The organism is Pantoea eucalypti (assembly GCF_009646115.1).
GTDB classification, from domain to species: domain Bacteria; phylum Pseudomonadota; class Gammaproteobacteria; order Enterobacterales; family Enterobacteriaceae; genus Pantoea; species Pantoea eucalypti.
Map to the genome: position 1 here is coordinate 429868 of NZ_CP045720.1, position 16227 is coordinate 446094.

At 56.0% G+C, this 16227-nt stretch carries 18 protein-coding genes; 11 read left to right on the forward strand and 7 right to left on the reverse strand.

The features are described from left to right. Positions 1-37: 37 nt before the first annotated feature. On the reverse strand, positions 38-670 hold the full coding sequence (gene crp, locus EE896_RS01970; protein ID WP_003852956.1) for a cAMP-activated global transcriptional regulator CRP: 633 nt from the start codon (positions 668-670) through the stop codon (positions 38-40). A gap of 303 nt (positions 671-973) precedes the next feature. Here crp and EE896_RS01975 point away from each other — a divergent pair, with 303 nt between their 5' ends. Then, a complete protein-coding gene (locus tag EE896_RS01975; RefSeq protein ID WP_003852949.1) occupies positions 974-1378 on the forward strand; it encodes an OsmC family protein in 405 nt (134 codons plus the stop codon). Positions 1379-1891: 513 nt separating this feature from the next. On the opposite strand, the gene EE896_RS01980 is transcribed toward EE896_RS01975, so the two are convergent. The 3 genes from EE896_RS01980 to EE896_RS01990 form a co-directional block, all read right to left on the reverse strand. Further along, positions 1892-2761, reverse strand: coding sequence for a phosphoribulokinase (locus EE896_RS01980; RefSeq protein WP_003852946.1), 870 nt, complete (start codon positions 2759-2761; stop codon positions 1892-1894). Between the two features lie 61 nt (positions 2762-2822). After that, the gene (locus tag EE896_RS01985) at positions 2823-3041 is read right to left on the reverse strand and encodes a YheU family protein (RefSeq protein ID WP_003852945.1); all 219 of its coding nucleotides are present in this window, start codon (positions 3039-3041) and stop codon (positions 2823-2825) included. A 4-nt stretch (positions 3042-3045) separates the two neighbouring features. Beyond that, positions 3046-4062: a hydrolase gene (locus EE896_RS01990; protein ID WP_140916371.1), complete on the reverse strand. Its 1017-nt coding sequence runs from the start codon at positions 4060-4062 to the stop codon at positions 3046-3048. Between the two features lie 57 nt (positions 4063-4119). On the opposite strand from EE896_RS01990, the gene EE896_RS01995 reads away from it, so the two are divergent. Then, positions 4120-4722, forward strand: coding sequence for a LysE family translocator (locus EE896_RS01995; RefSeq protein ID WP_003852942.1), 603 nt, complete (start codon positions 4120-4122; stop codon positions 4720-4722). A 1-nt stretch (position 4723) separates the two neighbouring features. Here EE896_RS01995 and EE896_RS02000 read toward each other — a convergent pair whose 3' ends face one another. After that, positions 4724-5704 (reverse strand): LacI family DNA-binding transcriptional regulator, encoded by a 981-nt coding sequence (locus EE896_RS02000; protein WP_105099974.1) that lies wholly within the window; start codon positions 5702-5704, stop codon positions 4724-4726. Between the two features lie 236 nt (positions 5705-5940). Here EE896_RS02000 and tauA point away from each other — a divergent pair, with 236 nt between their 5' ends. From tauA to tauD, 4 genes are read left to right on the forward strand one after another with little or no spacing between them, the layout of a single operon-like run. Continuing rightward, complete coding sequence (gene tauA, locus EE896_RS02005; RefSeq protein ID WP_082040849.1) at positions 5941-6918, forward strand: taurine ABC transporter substrate-binding protein; 978 nt, start codon at positions 5941-5943, stop codon at positions 6916-6918. 9 nt (positions 6919-6927) lie between these two features. Further along, positions 6928-7695: a taurine ABC transporter ATP-binding subunit gene (gene tauB / locus EE896_RS02010; RefSeq protein ID WP_039660809.1), complete on the forward strand. Its 768-nt coding sequence runs from the start codon at positions 6928-6930 to the stop codon at positions 7693-7695. Further along, positions 7692-8519, forward strand: a complete 828-nt coding sequence (gene tauC, locus EE896_RS02015) for a taurine ABC transporter permease TauC (protein ID WP_003852935.1) — start codon at positions 7692-7694, stop codon at positions 8517-8519. The genes tauB and tauC overlap by 4 nt, the downstream gene beginning before the upstream one ends. After that, on the forward strand, positions 8516-9355 hold the full coding sequence (gene tauD / locus EE896_RS02020) for a taurine dioxygenase (protein ID WP_003852933.1): 840 nt from the start codon (positions 8516-8518) through the stop codon (positions 9353-9355). Before tauC ends, tauD begins: the two co-directional genes overlap by 4 nt. 30 nt (positions 9356-9385) lie before the next feature. Here tauD and EE896_RS02025 read toward each other — a convergent pair whose 3' ends face one another. Then, positions 9386-11290, reverse strand: coding sequence for an ABC transporter ATP-binding protein (locus tag EE896_RS02025; protein ID WP_003852931.1), 1905 nt, complete (start codon positions 11288-11290; stop codon positions 9386-9388). Between the two features lie 112 nt (positions 11291-11402). On the opposite strand from EE896_RS02025, the gene kefG reads away from it, so the two are divergent. From kefG to slyD, 4 genes are all read left to right on the forward strand, one after another. Then, a complete protein-coding gene (gene kefG, locus EE896_RS02030) occupies positions 11403-11954 on the forward strand; it encodes a glutathione-regulated potassium-efflux system ancillary protein KefG (RefSeq protein WP_003852930.1) in 552 nt (183 codons plus the stop codon). Then, the gene (kefB, locus tag EE896_RS02035; protein ID WP_003852928.1) at positions 11955-13763 is read left to right on the forward strand and encodes a glutathione-regulated potassium-efflux system protein KefB; all 1809 of its coding nucleotides are present in this window, start codon (positions 11955-11957) and stop codon (positions 13761-13763) included. 23 nt (positions 13764-13786) lie between these two features. Next, positions 13787-13981: a YheV family putative zinc ribbon protein gene (locus EE896_RS02040; protein ID WP_003852926.1), complete on the forward strand. Its 195-nt coding sequence runs from the start codon at positions 13787-13789 to the stop codon at positions 13979-13981. Between the two features lie 197 nt (positions 13982-14178). Then, positions 14179-14745: a peptidylprolyl isomerase gene (gene slyD / locus EE896_RS02045; RefSeq protein WP_003852924.1), complete on the forward strand. Its 567-nt coding sequence runs from the start codon at positions 14179-14181 to the stop codon at positions 14743-14745. 95 nt (positions 14746-14840) lie between these two features. Here slyD and EE896_RS02050 read toward each other — a convergent pair whose 3' ends face one another. Next, positions 14841-15059, reverse strand: coding sequence for a SlyX family protein (locus EE896_RS02050; protein ID WP_003852923.1), 219 nt, complete (start codon positions 15057-15059; stop codon positions 14841-14843). Positions 15060-15328: 269 nt separating this feature from the next. Between EE896_RS02050 and fkpA the strand changes: the two genes are divergently transcribed. After that, positions 15329-16174: an FKBP-type peptidyl-prolyl cis-trans isomerase gene (gene fkpA, locus EE896_RS02055; protein ID WP_003852921.1), complete on the forward strand. Its 846-nt coding sequence runs from the start codon at positions 15329-15331 to the stop codon at positions 16172-16174. Positions 16175-16227: the final 53 nt, after the last annotated feature.

Below are 16227 nucleotides of genomic sequence, written 5' to 3' on the forward strand. Positions count from 1 at the left end.
CGGCGTGATGTTGCCATCACGCCGTGGGTGACAGGAATTAGCGGGTGCCGTAAACGACGATGGTTTTGCCGTGTGCGGAGATCAGGTTCTGATCTTCCAGCATCTTCAAAATACGGCCCACGGTTTCGCGTGAACAACCCACAATCTGGCCAATTTCCTGACGAGTGATTTTAATTTGCATGCCGTCGGGATGCGTCATGGCATCTGGCTGCTTCGCCAGGTTGAGCAGGGTCTGTGCAATGCGTCCGGTGACGTCGAGGAAAGCGAGGTTACCCACTTTTTCAGACGTGACCTGCAGGCGACGCGCCATCTGCGAGGAGAGTCGCATCAGGATGTCGGGATTAACCTGAATCAGCTGACGGAATTTCTTGTAAGAAATCTCCGCCACTTCGCACGCGCTTTTCGCACGTACCCAGGCGCTGCGCTCCTGGCCTTCTTCGAACAGGCCAAGCTCACCAATGAAATCGCCCTGATTCAGGTAGGAAAGAATCATCTCTTTGCCTTCTTCATCTTTAATCAGAACCGCGACGGAACCTTTCACGATGTAGTAAAGCGTTTCTGCTTTTTCACCTTGGTGAATCAGCGTACTTTTGGATGGATACTTGTGAATATGGCAATGGGACAGGAACCATTCGAGTGTAGGGTCTGTTTGCGGTTTGCCGAGAACCATTCGCTATTATCCTCTGTTGTAATCGTGCCCAAAATACAGGGGGCAGTTTTCCCTGTCAGGCGGTGAAAGCTTCAAGCGTTTCCCTTTCAGGAAATTATTCGGGCCGCATCAGGCGCAGTGCGCATCATTCTTCCCGGCTTCGCCATCGGGTGACGAAAAATATTTTCAGCACTGTTTGTAGCACAGCTTTTGCCGACTGTCTTGTGTTGTCTCGCTTCAGCTACAGGCGGATTTCTCTGGATTGCTGTTTACCAGGCGAAAGCGTACTCTGGCGACAAAACAGCGTATTCCGGAGCAAAAATCATGCAGGCAAGAGTGAAGTGGGTAGAAGGACTGACATTCCTCGGAGAATCCTCATCCGGCCATCAGATACTGATGGATGGAAATTCGGGCGATAAAGCGCCCAGCCCAATGGAGATGGTGCTGATGGCGGCCGGCGGATGCAGCGCGATTGACGTGGTATCAATTCTGCAAAAAGGCCGTAACGATGTGGCTGATTGTGAAGTAAAACTGACCTCAGAACGTCGTGAAGAGGCGCCGCGAATCTTTACGCACATCAACCTGCACTTTATCGTGAGTGGTAAAGCGCTCCAGGATAAAGCGGTCTCACGCGCGGTGGATCTTTCTGCTGAAAAATATTGTTCGGTGGCCATCATGCTGGGTAAAGGTGTGACGATTACGCATAGCTATGAAGTGATTGAGCTGTAACAGGCTGAAGGGCATTTTAAAGTCGCGGGCCAATTCGGAGTCGGTCTGGTGTCGTGCCGTTCCTGCATAGAGAGTCCGCTTTAAGACTGTGCCCGCGTTATTACGCACCTCATCCCTGAGGTGCGCCCATACCGGGCCAACGCTTTGCGTTGTTCAAAAACGCTCCCGGCGTTTTTGTCCCAGTCGCGGGACGCTTTCCTCTTCTGACCCTGTTCCCGGCGTGTTGAGCTTAGGTGTTGCTGTCAGATTCTTTGTCACCAGGTTTTTTCAGTGGCGACCTTTCTGAAAACGGATGTGGTTGCCGGACGTGAAGCGAAGGGAGCATATGCCTGTAGCAAAGCATAGCGGGCCAGGGATGGCCCGCGCTGAGCCTGCCAGGGATGGCGGTTTTGCGTCTTTGCGAAAGGTGTATGCTCCCTGAAGCCAGCTCAGCAGTAAGCCTTTCCCCGCAGAAATGCCAGTTTTACATCTTTGCGAAAGGCCTCTGCTCTCTGCGTTTTTTTTGCTGACCTCTTACTCTATCCGCTTACCTTCCATCAGCCGCTTCACCAGCGGACCCATGATCAGCTCCATCGCCAGACCCATTTTGCCGCCGGGCACGACCAGCGTATTGATGTGCGAGATAAACGAACCCTGCAGCATCGCCAGCAGGTAGGGGAAGTCGATATCTTCCAGCGCCTGGAAATGAATCACCACAAAGCTCTCATCCAGTGACGGAATGGCGCGGGCAGCGAACGGGTTTGAGGTGTCGACGGTCGGGACGCGCTGAAAGTTGATGTGGGTGCGCGAGAACTGTGGCGTGATGAAATTGATGTAATCTTCCATCGAACGCACCACGGAATCCATCACTGCTTCGCGTGAATGACCGCGCTCGCCGGTGTCGCGCACCAGCTTCTGAATCCACTCCAGGTTAACAATGGGCACAACGCCCACCAGCAAATCAACCTGTTCCGCCACGTTATGCTGCGCCGTCACCACGCCGCCGTGCAGTCCTTCATAGAACAGAATGTCAGTGTTCTGCGGCAGCGGCTGCCAGGGCGTAAAGGTGCCGGGCACCTGATTCCACGGTACGGCTTCATCGTAGGTGTGCAGATATTTACGCGACTGGCCCTGTCCGCTTTGACCATACTCTTTAAAGCTCTGCTCCAGCAGACCAAAGTCATTGGCTTCCGGGCCAAAGTAGCTGACATGACGTCCTAAATCGCGCGCCTTACGAATCGCCATATCCATTTCAGGGCGGGTAAAGCGGTGAAAGCTGTCGCCTTCAAGCTCAGCAGCATGAAGATCGAGCTGCTGAAAGATTTTACGAAACGCGAGGCTGGTGGTGGTGGTTCCTGCACCGCTGGAACCGGTCACCGCGATAATGGGATGACGTGCAGACATAGAAAAGCTCCCTGTGAGGTCGGGCGATGAGCATTGTTATCATGAAATGATGCCGGGTGCATCAGCCACGAAATTCTTTGCGCGGCATGATATTGACCGATTCATGCAGTTCCGACCACACCAGCACCACTTCACCGGTTTCCAGCTGGCGTCGCACATCAGCTACCTTGTCCAGCAGGCTGCGTTCCTGCTCGCCGTAGTCTGTGCCTTCGCGCAGCACAAAGGTTTCAATCAGATTTTCAAGGGTCTCAGGTGAGACCTGTTGCCAGGGAATAATCACAAGATCAGTTATCCAGAAAAGGGGCGATCCACTGCGGGATGCGCTGTTCCAGCCACATTTCAGGCTGGCGTAGCGTTCCGCCGACAAAACCGACGTGGCCGCCGTAGGGTGTCAGTTGATAAGTAATAGTGGCAGATAATTGGCTGCTGTGCGGGATCACCTCATCACTCATAAAGGGATCGTCTTTGGCGTGGATGATCAGCAGCGGTTTCTCTGTGTGTTTCAGCCAGGGCATGGCGCTGGCACGATGATAATAATCTGCTGCATCGACAAAACCGTGGGCGCGGGCTGTAATCGCATCATCAAAATCGCGCAGTCGCCGCATCGCTTTGAGCTGTGCCAGATTAACCGGCAGGGTGTCCGGCCAGGCATGCAGTTTGCGGCGTGCATTTTTCTTGAGCTGCGCCAGCAGGTAGTACTGATAGAAGCGCGAGAAGCCGCGTTCCAGTTTCACGCTGCACGGTTCCAGCAGCAGCGGGGCGGAGACAATCACGGCGGCATCCACCTCCGCAGCGGCACCCTGCTGGCCGAGCAGGCAGCCCAGCATGTTGCCGCCCAGCGAGAAACCCACGGCGGCGGTAGGCACATGACCCCAGCGGGTGCGCAGCCAGCGCAGGAAGAAGCGGGCATCTTCAGTTTCGCCGGAGTGATAGATGCGGTTCAGCCGGTTAGGTTCGCCGCTGCAGCCGCGAAAATGCATCACTACTGCCAGCCAGCCGCTTGCGCGGCAGATCGCCATCAGGCCATGAATATAGGGACTCTGAAAGCTGCCCTCCAGTCCATGAAACAGCACCACGCGCGGTTTATGCTGCGCCAGCTGCGGATCTTCGCTCCAGGCGAGATCGACGAAATCGCCATCGGGCAGATCGAGACGCTGCCAGTGAGGAGCGAAGGTGATACGGCGACGTAACAGGCGCGGCAGCATCGTCTGCAGATGCGCGTTACGCAGCGTGTCAGGTGGTCTGAACTGCTCGTTTTCCGGGCCGGTAAATTTCATGTGGTAAAAGCTTGTCTGTTCCATATCACACTGTTAGCTTCGATAAGTTTTTTATTGCAGGGTAAGGAGTACCCGATTGCCATGGAACTGAGTCTTTTCTTATCAATGTTGGGATTTCTGTGGGTCGCGGCCATTACGCCAGGCCCCAATAATATGTTACTCACCGCCTCGGGCGCTAATTTTGGCTTTCTGCGCACGATTCCGCTGATGATCGGCATCATGATCGGCATGCAGGTGATGCTGCTGATGGTGGCCTTTGGCGTAGGCGGTTTGATCCTGCTCTATCCCTCGCTGCATCTGATGCTGAAAATCGCCGGTAGCCTCTATCTGCTCTGGCTGGCGTGGAAGATAGCCACCGCCAGCTATGCAAAGCTGGAAACTGACCAGGCACCGGATGCGCCAATGCCGTTCTGGCAGGGCGGGCTGCTACAGCTGATCAACCCCAAAGCCTGGCTGATGGCGCTGGGCGCGGTCGCCAGCTTCAGTCTGGCCGGTGATGCGTATCGTCATTCCGTGATGGCCATAAGCGTCGGTATGTTTCTGGTTAATCTGGTGTCGGGCGTCATCTGGATGGGATTTGGCGCGATGATTGGTCGCATTCTGCGCAGTCGCCGCGCCTGGAGAATATTTAACCTCGCCATGGGGCTGCTGACCGCTGCCTGCGTGCTATTAATCTGGCACTGAGTCAGCTGGATGCGCGTTCAACGCGCGTCCAGGGCAGCACCTCACGCATCACCGGCGCGTTCGGGTTGCGGATCTTCTGCAGCAGCAGCTGTACGCTGCGTGCGCCCAGCTGATTCATCGGCTGTTCAATGGTAGTCAGTGGCGGATTCAGGCTGCGGGTAAAGGGCACTCCGTCAAACCCCACCACCGCCAGATCTTCCGGCACGCGCAGACCCGCTTCCAGCGCCGCATGCACCACGCCCATCGCCAGCACATCTGAAACCGCAAACACCGCATCCGGCGGTTCCGGCAATGCCATTAATTCCTTCATCGCCTGAATGCCTGCCTCTGGGGAGATTTCATAGGTATAGGAGACGGCGGACCACGCATAGCCCAGCTCCTCAATGGCCTGGCGGTAGCCCTTTTCACGATGATGCGAGTAGAGGTAACGCATGTCGCCATTGACCAGCCCAATGCGTTTCCGCCCTTTACCCGCGAGGTAATGGATGGTGTCACGCGCGGCTTCAAGGTGATCAATGCTGACCGAGGAGGCGGGAATATCCGGATCAAATTCACAGCATTGCACCCAGGGCGCCCCGGCGATCAGCGCCTGCAAATCCTGCAACCCTGATGCGGCATCCATCGTTATTACACCATCCACCACTTTTCCGGTCAGCAGCGAAAGATAGGCGGCTTCACGCTGAAGCTGCGAGGCGGAGTTGCAAAGCAGAATGTGATAGCCGTGCAGTTCTGCTTCGGCTTCAATGCCCTGAACCACGCGCGAACAGAAGGGGTTGGTAATATCCGAGATCAGCACCAGCAGCATGTGGCTTTGTGCCGTCCGCAGCTGACGTGCCAGTAAGTTGGGCTGATAGTCGCAGGCAGAGATTGCCGCCAGAACTTTCTCACGCGTATCGGGCTTTACGCCGGGATGCGCGTTGAGAACCCGCGATACCGTGGCTTTGGAAACGCCAGCCAGCTGAGCGACTTTCTCGATCGACATCGGATTTAAAGACCTTAACAGGCAATAATTGGGAACGCATATCAATAACACAGGCACAATGTGAGCGCCTGACATTTTTGCTTACTTTAGCTATTTTCAGCATTTGCGATTTTCAGCTTAGTTTTGCAGATAGTGATCTAAGAACTTATTTCTATTAGGGATAATTTTTAATTCCTTTATGAAACTATTGCGTGCAGAGACACTGCCTCCACGATAAAACTGGTGGGGTAGTGATCATGGCAGCAACACGTTTAACTTTCTTAGCCGCAGCGATGGCGCTGCTGGCGTTTCGGGCTGATGCAGTCAATGTCACCGTTGCGTACCAGACCTCTGCCGAACCGGCGAAAGTGGCACAGGCTGATGGCAGTTTTGCCAAAGAGAGCGGGGCCAGCGTCGACTGGCGTAAGTTTGACAGCGGTGCAGGCGTATTGCGCGCGCTGGCGTCCGGCGACGTCCAGATTGGCAATATCGGCTCCAGTCCGTTAGCGGTCGCAGCGGCGCAAAAGCTGCCAATCGAAGCGTTTCTGCTTGCCTCACAGCTGGGCAACTCTGAAGCGCTGGTGGTAAAGAAGAACATCATCACTCCCAACGATCTCATCGGCAAGCGCATCGCGGTGCCGTTCATCTCTACCACTCACTATAGCCTGCTTGCTGCACTGAAACACTGGGGCATCAAGCCGTCGCAGGTACAGCTGGTTAATCTGCAGCCGCCTGCGATTATCGCGGCGTGGCAGCGTGGCGACATTGATGGCGCTTACGTCTGGGCGCCTGCGGTGAATGAACTGGAAAAACAGGGCAAAGTGCTGACCGACTCGGCGGCAGTGGGGAGCTGGGGATCGCCGACGCTGGATGTCTGGGTGGTCCGCAAAGATTTCGCTGAGCAGCATCCGGAGATCGTGACCGCATTTGCCCGCAGCGCGCTTGATGCGCAGCAGGCCTATCTTAACAGCCCCGATAGCTGGCTGAAGCAGCCCGATAATCTCAGCAAACTCTCCCGCCTTAGCGGTGTGCCGGAAGCGCAGGTGCCGGATCTGGTGAAGGGCAATACCTACCTCACGGCGCAGCAGCAGGTTGAGCAGCTGGGCAAACCGGTCAATAAAGCGATCGTCGATACTGCGCAGTTTCTGAAAGCACAGGGCCGGGTGCCGCAGGCGGATAACGACTACAGCAGCTATGTGACCTCCCGTTTCGTCGCACCATTAGTTAAACCCTAAGGAGGCACGATGCTGCGTATCGCTCATCTTCATGCCCGTTATGCCGGACAACCGGTGTTGCAGGATATCAATTTGCAGCTGGATAGCCATGAACTGCTGGTGGTGCTCGGCCCCTCCGGCTGCGGCAAAACCACGCTGCTTAATCTGGTTGCCGGATTTCTGCCGGTGGAGTCGGGCAGCATCACGCTGGATAACCAGCCAGTGACGGGGCCTGGTGCGGAGCGCGGCGTGGTGTTTCAGCATGAAGGCTTACTGCCATGGCGTAACGTGCTGGATAACGTTGCCTTTGGTCTGCAGCTGGCGGGGATGTCGCGTCCGGCGCGCGAGGCCATCGCACGGAAGCTCATCAGGCAGGTGGGGCTGGAAGGGGCGGAGAAGCGCGCCATCTGGCAGTTGTCAGGCGGTCAGCGGCAGCGGGTCGGCATTGCACGCGCGCTGGCGACCGATCCGCAACTGCTGCTGCTTGACGAGCCATTTGGCGCACTGGATGCCTTTACCCGCGAGCAGATGCAGACCCTGCTGCTGACGCTGTGGCGCGACAGCGGTAAACAGATCCTGCTGATTACGCACGATATAGAAGAGGCTATTTTCCTGGCCAGCGAACTGATTCTGCTGTCGCCAGGACCCGGCCGCATCGTGGAACGCTTGCGGCCCGGCTTTGGTCAGCGCTTTGCCGCAGGTGAGTCGTGCCGCAGCATAAAATCCGATCCGCAGTTTATCGCCCAGCGCGAATATGTGCTGAGCCGCGTATTTGACCAGCGGGAGGCGTTTGCATGAGCGCGTTAATCCACGACAAGTCTCTGCCGGTGCGCCGTCGTTTGCGCTGGCCATTTTCAACCACGTTCACGCTGAGCATGCTGAGTCTCTCTCTGCTGTTGCTGCTCTGGTGGGGCGTGACCGCGCTGGGCCTGATTGCTCCGCTGTTCCTGCCGTCGCCACAGCAGGTGTTCAGCAAGCTGCTGCTGATTGCCAGCGCCCAGGGCTTTATGGATGCCACGCTGTGGCAGCATCTGGCCGCCAGCCTGACGCGGATGCTGATTGCGCTGACCGCGGCTGCCGTCATCGGCATTCCGGTGGGGATTCTGATGGGCCTCAGCCCGGTAGCTCGCGGTCTGCTTGATCCGCTTATTGAGCTTTATCGCCCGATTCCGCCACTTGCCTATCTGCCGCTGATGGTGATCTGGTTTGGCATTGGTGAGACGTCGAAAATCCTGCTGATCAGCCTGGCCATCTTCGCGCCGGTGACGCTCTCCACGCTGGCCGGGGTGCGTAACACCCAGCAGGTACGGATTCGTGCGGCGCGCTCGCTGGGAGCTAACCGCTGGCAGCTGCTGCGCTGGGTGATTCTGCCGGGCGCGCTGCCGGAGATTCTGACCGGCCTGCGCATTGGGCTCGGGGTGGGCTGGTCAACGCTGGTGGCGGCGGAGCTGATTGCCGCCACGCGTGGCCTCGGTTTTATGGTGCAGTCAGCGGGAGAATTCCTCGCCACCGATGTGGTGCTGGCGGGTATCGCCGTGATTGCTTTTATCGCTTTTAGCCTGGAACTTGGGCTCCGCGCGTTGCAGCGCCGTCTGACGCCCTGGAGTGGAGAACAATCATGAATGAACGTCTGAGTTTTACCCCGCTTGGCCCTTACATAGGCGCGCAGGTCTCAAACCTGGATGTCTCACGGCCATTGAGTGATGCGCAGTTTGAGCAGCTGTATCATGGCTTGCTGCGTCATCAGGTGCTGTTTCTGCGGGACCAGAAAATAACGCCGGAACAGCATCGCGCACTGGCAATCCGTTTTGGCGACCTGCATATCCATCCGGTCTATCCCCATGCGGAGGGCGTCGAAGAGATTATCGTGCTCGATACCCATCAGGATAATCCGCCGGATAATGACAACTGGCACACCGATGTCACCTTTATCGAAACACCACCGGCTGTCGCGCTGCTGGCATCCAAAGTCTTACCGGAAGCGGGCGGTGACACGCTCTGGACCAGTGGCATCGCCGCTTACGAGGCGCTGTCAGTGCCTTTTAAGCAGTTGCTGGAGGGTCTCCGCGCCGAGCATGATTTTAAAAAATCATTCCAGGAGTATAAGTACCGCAAAACGGAGGAAGAACATCTGCGCTGGCAGCAGGCGGTGGCAAAACATCCACCCGTGCAGCATCCGGTAATCCGCACGCATCCGGTCAGCGGCAAAAAAGCGCTGTTTGTGAATGAAGGCTTTACCACGCGGATCCTGGATTTAAGCGAGAAGGAGAGTGATGCGGTGCTGGGCTTCCTGTTTGCGCACGCCACCAAACCGGAGTTTCAGGTGCGCTGGCGCTGGCAGCCAGACGATCTGGCTATCTGGGATAATCGGGTCACGCAGCATTATGCCAATGCCGACTATTATCCGGCCCGGCGGATCATGCAGCGGGCAACGGTACTGGGCGACAAACCCCGTTAAAAAGCATCTCCCCGTAAGCGGGGAGATTTTTTATGAGGCCATAATCTGTTCGAGCTGTTCCTGGGCTTCCAGCCACGCCATCTCAACCTCTTCCAGCGCAGATTTACTTTCCGCCTGCCGCTTGAGTGCAGTGGTCAGGTCCGCTTTTCGGCTCTGATCATAAATCGCACTGTCTGCGAGCTGCGCTTCGGCATCGGCCAGCTGGCTCTGCCATTTGCTCATCTGCTTTTCCAGCTTCTCTATCTCTTTGCGCAGCGGCTGGGTCTGGGTGCGCAGTTCGGCATCACGGCGCTTTTGATCTTTACGCGCCTGGGCGCTGTTACCGTTATCCAGTTTCGGCGCGGCATCCTGTTGCGCCTGCTGTTTCTGCAGATCGCTCAGCCACTGCTGATAATCTTCGAGGTCGCCCTCAAACACATCCACTTTGCCATCATGCACCAGATAGAGATCGTCCGTGGTCGCGCGCAGCAGGTGACGGTCATGCGAGACCACCACCAGTGCACCTTCGAAGTCGATCAGCGCTTCGGTCAGCGCCTGGCGCATATCAAGATCCAGGTGGTTGGTTGGTTCATCGAGCAACAGCAGGTTAGGGCGTTGCCAGACAATCAGCGCCAGCACCAGTCGCGCTTTCTCACCGCCGGAGAAGCGCTCAGTGTTCTCCGTGACTTTGTCGCCGCGGAAATCGAAGCCGCCCAGATAGTCGCGCAGCTGCTGTTCCAGCACGTCAGGCGCAATGCGCGACAGATGCTGCAGCGGTGACTCATCGGCCCGCAGGTACTCCAGCTGATGCTGGGCGAAGTAACCAAGCTTGATCCCTTTCGCCAGCCCCATCTTGCCATGCATCGCCTCCAGCTCACCTGCCAGCAGCTTAATCAGGGTGGATTTACCGGCTCCGTTACGTCCCAGCAGGCCGATGCGTGAGCCTGGCACCAGGTTGAGCTTGATCGCGTCGAGAATGATGCGATCGCCATAACCTGCGGTGACCTTCTCCATCTTCATCAGTGGATTAGGCAGGTTTTCCGGCTTGCGGAAGGTGAAGCTGAATGGATTATCAACATGGGCGGGCGCAATCATCTCCATGCGCTCCAGCATCTTGATGCGGCTCTGTGCCTGTTTCGCCTTGGTCGCCTGGGCGCGGAAGCGATCAATGTAGCTGTGCAAATGCGCGACTTTCTCCTGCTGACTCTCATACAGCGCCTGCTGCTGAGCCAGCTTGGCGACGCGCTGCCGTTCAAAGGAGCTGTAGTTGCCGGTATATTCGAACATCGACTCCTGTTCGATATGAATAATTTTGTCGATGACCGGATCGAGGAAGTCACGATCGTGCGAGATCAGGATCAGTGTGCCTTCATAACTTTTCAGCCAGCGCTCCAGCCAGATCACCGCATCGAGATCGAGGTGGTTGGTCGGTTCATCCAGCAACAGCAGATCGGAACGGCAAATCAACGCCTGTGCCAGATTGAGGCGCATGCGCCAGCCACCAGAAAAGTCGCTGACCGGCCGTTGCAACTGCTCCTGACTGAAGCCCAGGCCGTGCAACAGGCTTGAGGCGCGCGCATGAATGCTCCACGCCTGCACCGCGTCCAGCTGGCCATGCAGCAGCGCAATGGCATTGCCATCGTCACGCAGATTGGCGTCCGCCAGCTCGGCTTCAAGCTGACGAAACTGGCGATCGCCATCAATCACGTACTCCAGCGCGGCTTTATCCAGCGCTGGCGTTTCCTGATTCACCCAGGCCAGCGCCCAGTGAGCGGGGAACGTGACGGTGCCGGCATCGCTGGTGATTTCACCTTTTAACAGCGACAGCAGCGTGGATTTCCCACAGCCGTTTTTACCCACCAGCCCGACCTTCTGACCGGGATTAATGGTGGCGGTGGCATTGTCGAGCAGGACGCGGATGCCGCGGCGAATTTGTAAGGCTGAGAAGACAATCATGTAAGCGCCGTATCGTCAGAATATGTTAATTTACTGGCAACATAATGAGATTTTGCTGCGTCGTGCATGGTAGCTGAAAACCGCACCAATGACGACGCTTTGGAGGGAAAGGATGTCGCAGCCACCCAGGGTTTTGCTGCTTTATGCTCATCCGGAATCACAGGATTCGATCGCGAATCGGATTTTGTTACAGCCGGCTCAGGCACTGGAACACGTCACCGTGCACGATCTGTACGCGGCCTATCCGGATTTTTTTATCGATATTCATCATGAACAACAGTTACTGCGCGAACATGACGTGATCATTTTTCAGCATCCGCTCTATACCTACAGCTGTCCGGCATTGCTGAAAGAGTGGCTGGATCGGGTTCTGTCCCGCGGCTTCGCCAATGGCGTGGATGGCAATGCACTTGAAGGTAAATACTGGCGCAGCGTGGTGACGACCGGCGAACCGGAAAGTGCCTTTAAGCAGCAGGGTCTGAACCGCTATTCGCTCAATGACATTATGCGGCCTTTTGAGCTGACCGCCCGGATGTGCCGTATGCACTGGATGCCGCCGATGATTGTTTACATGGCACGTCGTCAGAGTCCTGAATTATTGAAAAATTACGCCCGCGCTTATGGTGACTGGCTCGCGGCACCGCTGCTGAATGGAGGGGTATAGATGGAAGGGCAAACGCTGCTGACCGCGGGGGTGATTTATCTGGTCGCGGCGGTCTTGATTGTACCGGTGGCGGCTCGCCTCGGTATTGGTGCAGTTCTGGGTTATCTGGTGGCGGGTATCGCCATCGGCCCGTGGGGATTAGGTTTTATCAGCGACGTCGACGAGATTCTTCACTTCTCTGAGCTCGGCGTGGTTTTCCTGATGTTTATTATCGGGCTGGAGCTGAACCCGGCAAAGCTGTGGGCGCTGCGCCGCTCCATTTTTGGGGTCGGCGCGGCGCAGGTCATCTTCTCCGCAGCCATTCTCGGCGGCTTATTGTGGCTGACCCATTTTAGCTGGCAGGCGGCGATCATCGGCGGGATTGGCCTGGCGATGTCCTCGACCGCCATGGCGCTGCAGCTGATGATGGATAAAGGCATGAACCGCAGCGAAGCGGGTCAGCTGGGCTTTTCGGTGCTGCTGTTCCAGGATATCGCGGTTATTCCTGCCCTGGCGCTGATCCCGCTGCTGGCCGGGACCGACAGCGGCCATATCGACTGGATGAAGGTTGGCATGAAAGTGCTGGCGTTTGCCGGCATGCTGGTAGGCGGACGCTATCTGCTGCGACCAATCTTCCGTTACATCGCCGCATCGGGCGTGCGCGAGGTCTTTACCGCGGCGTCGCTGCTGCTGGTGCTGGGTTCCGCGCTGTTTATGGATGCGCTGGGCCTGTCGATGGCGCTGGGTACGTTTATTGCCGGGATCCTGCTGGCGGAGAGCGAATACCGCCATGAGCTGGAAGTGGCTATCGACCCGTTCAAAGGTTTACTGCTGGGCCTGTTCTTTATTTCGGTAGGCATGGCGCTCAATCTCGGTGTGCTCTATACCCATATTGTGACCATCCTGCTGGGTGTGGTGACGCTGGTGGCGGTGAAAACAGGGGTGCTCTATGTGCTGGCGCGCATTTATGGCCTGCGCAGTTCAGAGCGACAGCAGTTCGCGGGTGTGCTGAGTCAGGGTGGTGAGTTCGCCTTTGTGCTATTTTCAGCGGCATCCTCGGCAAAGCTCTTCTCAGGCGAGCAACTGCCGATGCTGCTGGTGACGGTGACGCTGTCGATGATGACCACGCCGCTGCTGATGAAGGGAGTCGATCGTCTGCTGGCACGCCGCTTCAACGAGACGGATGAAGATGCAGAAAAACACTTTGTTGAAGATGATCAGCCACAGGTGATTGTGGTGGGCTTTGGTCGCTTCGGTCAGGTGGTGGGACGCTTGTTGATGGCGAACAATAAACGCATCACCGTGCTGGAGCGCGACATCAGTGTGGTAAGTCTGATGCGGAAATATGGCTATAAGGTCTATTACGGCGATGCTACCGAACTGGAGTTACTTCGGGCAGCCGGTGCAGCCAACGCGCAGTCAATTGTCATCACCTGCAATGAACCGGAAGATGTGATGACGATCGTGCATCTGTGCCAGCAGCATTTTCCGCAGCTGCAGATTCAGGCGCGCGCCCGTGGCCGCGTCGAAGCCCATGAGCTGTTACAGGCAGGCGTCACGCAGTTCTCGCGCGAGACCTTCTCCAGTGCGCTGGAGCTGGGACGTAAAACATTGATGACGCTGGGGATGCATCCGCATCAGGCGCACCGCGCCCAGCAACATTTCCGCCGGCTTGATATGCGGATGTTGCGTGAGCTGATGCCCAATCTCTCTGAAAGTGCGGCGCAGGCTTCACGAGTCCGTGAAGCACGGCGTGAACTGGAAGATATCTTCCAGCGCGAAATGCAGCACGAGAAGCGGCAGTTCGACGGCTGGGACGATGACCAATAATCTCTTAAAACAGGCAGAAGCTAATGCGTAAACGTTTTATTGCCGGTGCGACATGCCCGCACTGTCAGGAAAAGGACACGCTGGCGATGTGGCGTGAAAATAATGTTGATGTGGTGGAGTGCGTGAAGTGTGGTCATCAGATGCGCGAGGCGGATAAGCAGGCGCGCGATCAGGTTCGCTCAAATGAACAGGTTATTGGCATTTTCCATCCTGAGTAGCGGAATCGGGCAGCTTTTTTTACGCTTGAACTTACAGCGGGATTGAATTCCGTTACAATTACCGCCATTAAGGCTTAAGTCGCAAGAGAATGTGAAATCCCTCTTGTACTCAGCCCCGAACCTTTCTGGTTGGTGTTATTGCACGCAAGAATAGACCAATGAGACGGGATCTCAGCTCTCAACGGTTAGGAGATATCATGAAAGTAGCAAAAGACCTGGTGGTAAGCCTGGCCTATCAGGTACGTACAGAAGACGGCGTGTTAGTTGACGAGTCACCGGTGAGTGCACCGTTAGACTACCTGCACGGTCATGGTTCCCTGATTTCTGGTCTGGAAAATGCGCTGGAAAACCACATTGCCGGCGACAAGTTTGACGTGCATATCCCGGCAAACGATGCTTACGGTCAGTATGACGACAACCTGGTGCAGCGCGTTCCTAAAGACGTGTTCATGGGTGTTGATGAACTGCAGGTTGGCATGCGTTTCCTGGCAGAGACCGATCAGGGTCCGGTGCCAGTAGAAATCACTGAAGTTGAAGATGAACACGTCGTGGTTGATGGTAACCACATGCTGGCGGGTCAGAACCTGAACTTCAACGTTGAAGTGGTTGCTATCCGTGAAGCCACACCAGAAGAACTGGCTCATGGCCATGTTCACGGTGCAGATGGCCATCATCATGACCACGATCACGGCCATGATCACGACCACGACCATGATCACGGTAAAGGCGGTTGCGGAACTGGCGGTTGCGGTTGCAGCCACTAAGTCTCAACAGTCCTTTAAAGGCCACCTCCGGGTGGCCTTTCTTTTGGTCGTTACTCTGGTTCAGCCCGGCTGAACCGGGGCCAGATGGCCCGCGATCAGTAGTGCGGGGGCGGCGTCTCTTCAGACTGTGAGGCGACCATCGAGGGCGCATTCGCTTTGAGCTTGTCAGTTAAAATGCGCATCTGTTCACGCATTTTATTCATCTCAAGCTCATGCTGAACCACTGCGCTGTTTAGCTGATCGATCGTCATCTCCTGAAAGGCCAGTTTACTCTCTAACGTCTCCAGACGCTGTTCCCACTCAGATTGTTGCATGACCTGTTCCTCTGTTAAGGTGCGACTCGGGGCGTGATTCTACGACCTGAATGCCAGGAATCACCTGTTTTTTTCACTACCTCCAGCGTTGCGCTTGAAAAAAGGCTGCGCGGCATCATCTCTGATGAAACTTCCCGATGTTATAAAGGTCGGAGGTAGACCGGGTAATTACATTGTGGGAGTGTTCGCCACTGCCACGTAAAGTTATAGTGTGGACCCTGAAGTCCGCAATGTTTCCCGAGGTTAGACGCTTCGGTTTTGGAGAATGGATGAAATCACTGTTTAAAGTCACATTGTTAGCTACCACCATGGCTGTTGCACTGAATGCTCCGCTGGCAATGGCGGCAGACACCGCTGCGGCCCCACAGGCTGCACCCGCTGCTGCGCCACAGTCCGCGCCACAGGCACCTAAGAATGCTGCTTTCAAAGATGAAGACCAGCAGTCTGCCTACGCACTGGGTGCTTCACTGGGTCGCTACATGGACAACTCCCTGAAGGAGCAGGAAAAACTGGGCATCAAACTGGATAAGCAGCAGCTGATTGCTGGTGTTCAGGATGCATTTGGTGGTAAGAGCAAACTGTCTGATGAAGAGATTGAGCAGACGCTGCAATCCTTTGAAGGCCGCGTGAAAGGCGCAGCCTCAGCGAAAATGGAAAAAGATGCGAAAGAGAACTCTGAAAAGGGTGAAGCGTTCGCGACCAAATTTGCTAAAGAGAGCGGCGTGAAGAAAACCGAAAGCGGCCTGCTTTATAAAGTTGAGAAAGAAGGGACCGGCGACGCACCTAAAGACAGCGATACCGTAGTGGTGAACTACAAAGGTACGCTGATTGATGGTACTGAATTCGACAACTCTTATACCCGTGGTGAGCCACTCTCGTTCCGTCTGGATGGTGTTATCCCAGGCTGGACCGAAGGTCTGAAGCATGTGAAGAAAGGCGGCAAGATCAAGCTGGTGATCCCACCAAATCTGGCTTACGGCAAAAATGGCGTTCCGGGCATCCCGGCTAACTCCACCCTGGTATTTGATGTTGAACTGCTTGATATCAAACCAGCGCCTAAAGCAGATGAAAAAGCACAGGCGCCTGCGCCTGCTGCGGCAGAAAAAGCGCAGTAATCTGCTGACCGCCGCCTCCGGGCGGCGGTTTCATTTTAGCTTCACGACAAACC

What these genes read in the sequence shown, in the direction of transcription:
- crp (WP_003852956.1), bottom strand. Translation starts at nt 670, where the DNA reads ATGGTTCTCGGCAAACCGCAAACAGACCCTACACTCGAATGGTTCCTG.
- EE896_RS01975 (WP_003852949.1), top strand. Translation starts at nt 974, where the DNA reads ATGCAGGCAAGAGTGAAGTGGGTAGAAGGACTGACATTCCTCGGAGAA.
- EE896_RS01980 (WP_003852946.1), bottom strand. Translation starts at nt 2,761, where the DNA reads ATGTCTGCACGTCATCCCATTATCGCGGTGACCGGTTCCAGCGGTGCA.
- EE896_RS01990 (WP_140916371.1), bottom strand. Translation starts at nt 4,062, where the DNA reads ATGGAACAGACAAGCTTTTACCACATGAAATTTACCGGCCCGGAAAAC.
- EE896_RS01995 (WP_003852942.1), top strand. Translation starts at nt 4,120, where the DNA reads ATGGAACTGAGTCTTTTCTTATCAATGTTGGGATTTCTGTGGGTCGCG.
- EE896_RS02000 (WP_105099974.1), bottom strand. Translation starts at nt 5,704, where the DNA reads ATGTCGATCGAGAAAGTCGCTCAGCTGGCTGGCGTTTCCAAAGCCACG.
- tauA (WP_082040849.1), top strand. Translation starts at nt 5,941, where the DNA reads ATGGCAGCAACACGTTTAACTTTCTTAGCCGCAGCGATGGCGCTGCTG.
- tauB (WP_039660809.1), top strand. Translation starts at nt 6,928, where the DNA reads ATGCTGCGTATCGCTCATCTTCATGCCCGTTATGCCGGACAACCGGTG.
- tauC (WP_003852935.1), top strand. Translation starts at nt 7,692, where the DNA reads ATGAGCGCGTTAATCCACGACAAGTCTCTGCCGGTGCGCCGTCGTTTG.
- tauD (WP_003852933.1), top strand. Translation starts at nt 8,516, where the DNA reads ATGAATGAACGTCTGAGTTTTACCCCGCTTGGCCCTTACATAGGCGCG.
- EE896_RS02025 (WP_003852931.1), bottom strand. Translation starts at nt 11,290, where the DNA reads ATGATTGTCTTCTCAGCCTTACAAATTCGCCGCGGCATCCGCGTCCTG.
- kefG (WP_003852930.1), top strand. Translation starts at nt 11,403, where the DNA reads ATGTCGCAGCCACCCAGGGTTTTGCTGCTTTATGCTCATCCGGAATCA.
- kefB (WP_003852928.1), top strand. Translation starts at nt 11,955, where the DNA reads ATGGAAGGGCAAACGCTGCTGACCGCGGGGGTGATTTATCTGGTCGCG.
- EE896_RS02040 (WP_003852926.1), top strand. Translation starts at nt 13,787, where the DNA reads ATGCGTAAACGTTTTATTGCCGGTGCGACATGCCCGCACTGTCAGGAA.
- slyD (WP_003852924.1), top strand. Translation starts at nt 14,179, where the DNA reads ATGAAAGTAGCAAAAGACCTGGTGGTAAGCCTGGCCTATCAGGTACGT.
- EE896_RS02050 (WP_003852923.1), bottom strand. Translation starts at nt 15,059, where the DNA reads ATGCAACAATCTGAGTGGGAACAGCGTCTGGAGACGTTAGAGAGTAAA.
- fkpA (WP_003852921.1), top strand. Translation starts at nt 15,329, where the DNA reads ATGAAATCACTGTTTAAAGTCACATTGTTAGCTACCACCATGGCTGTT.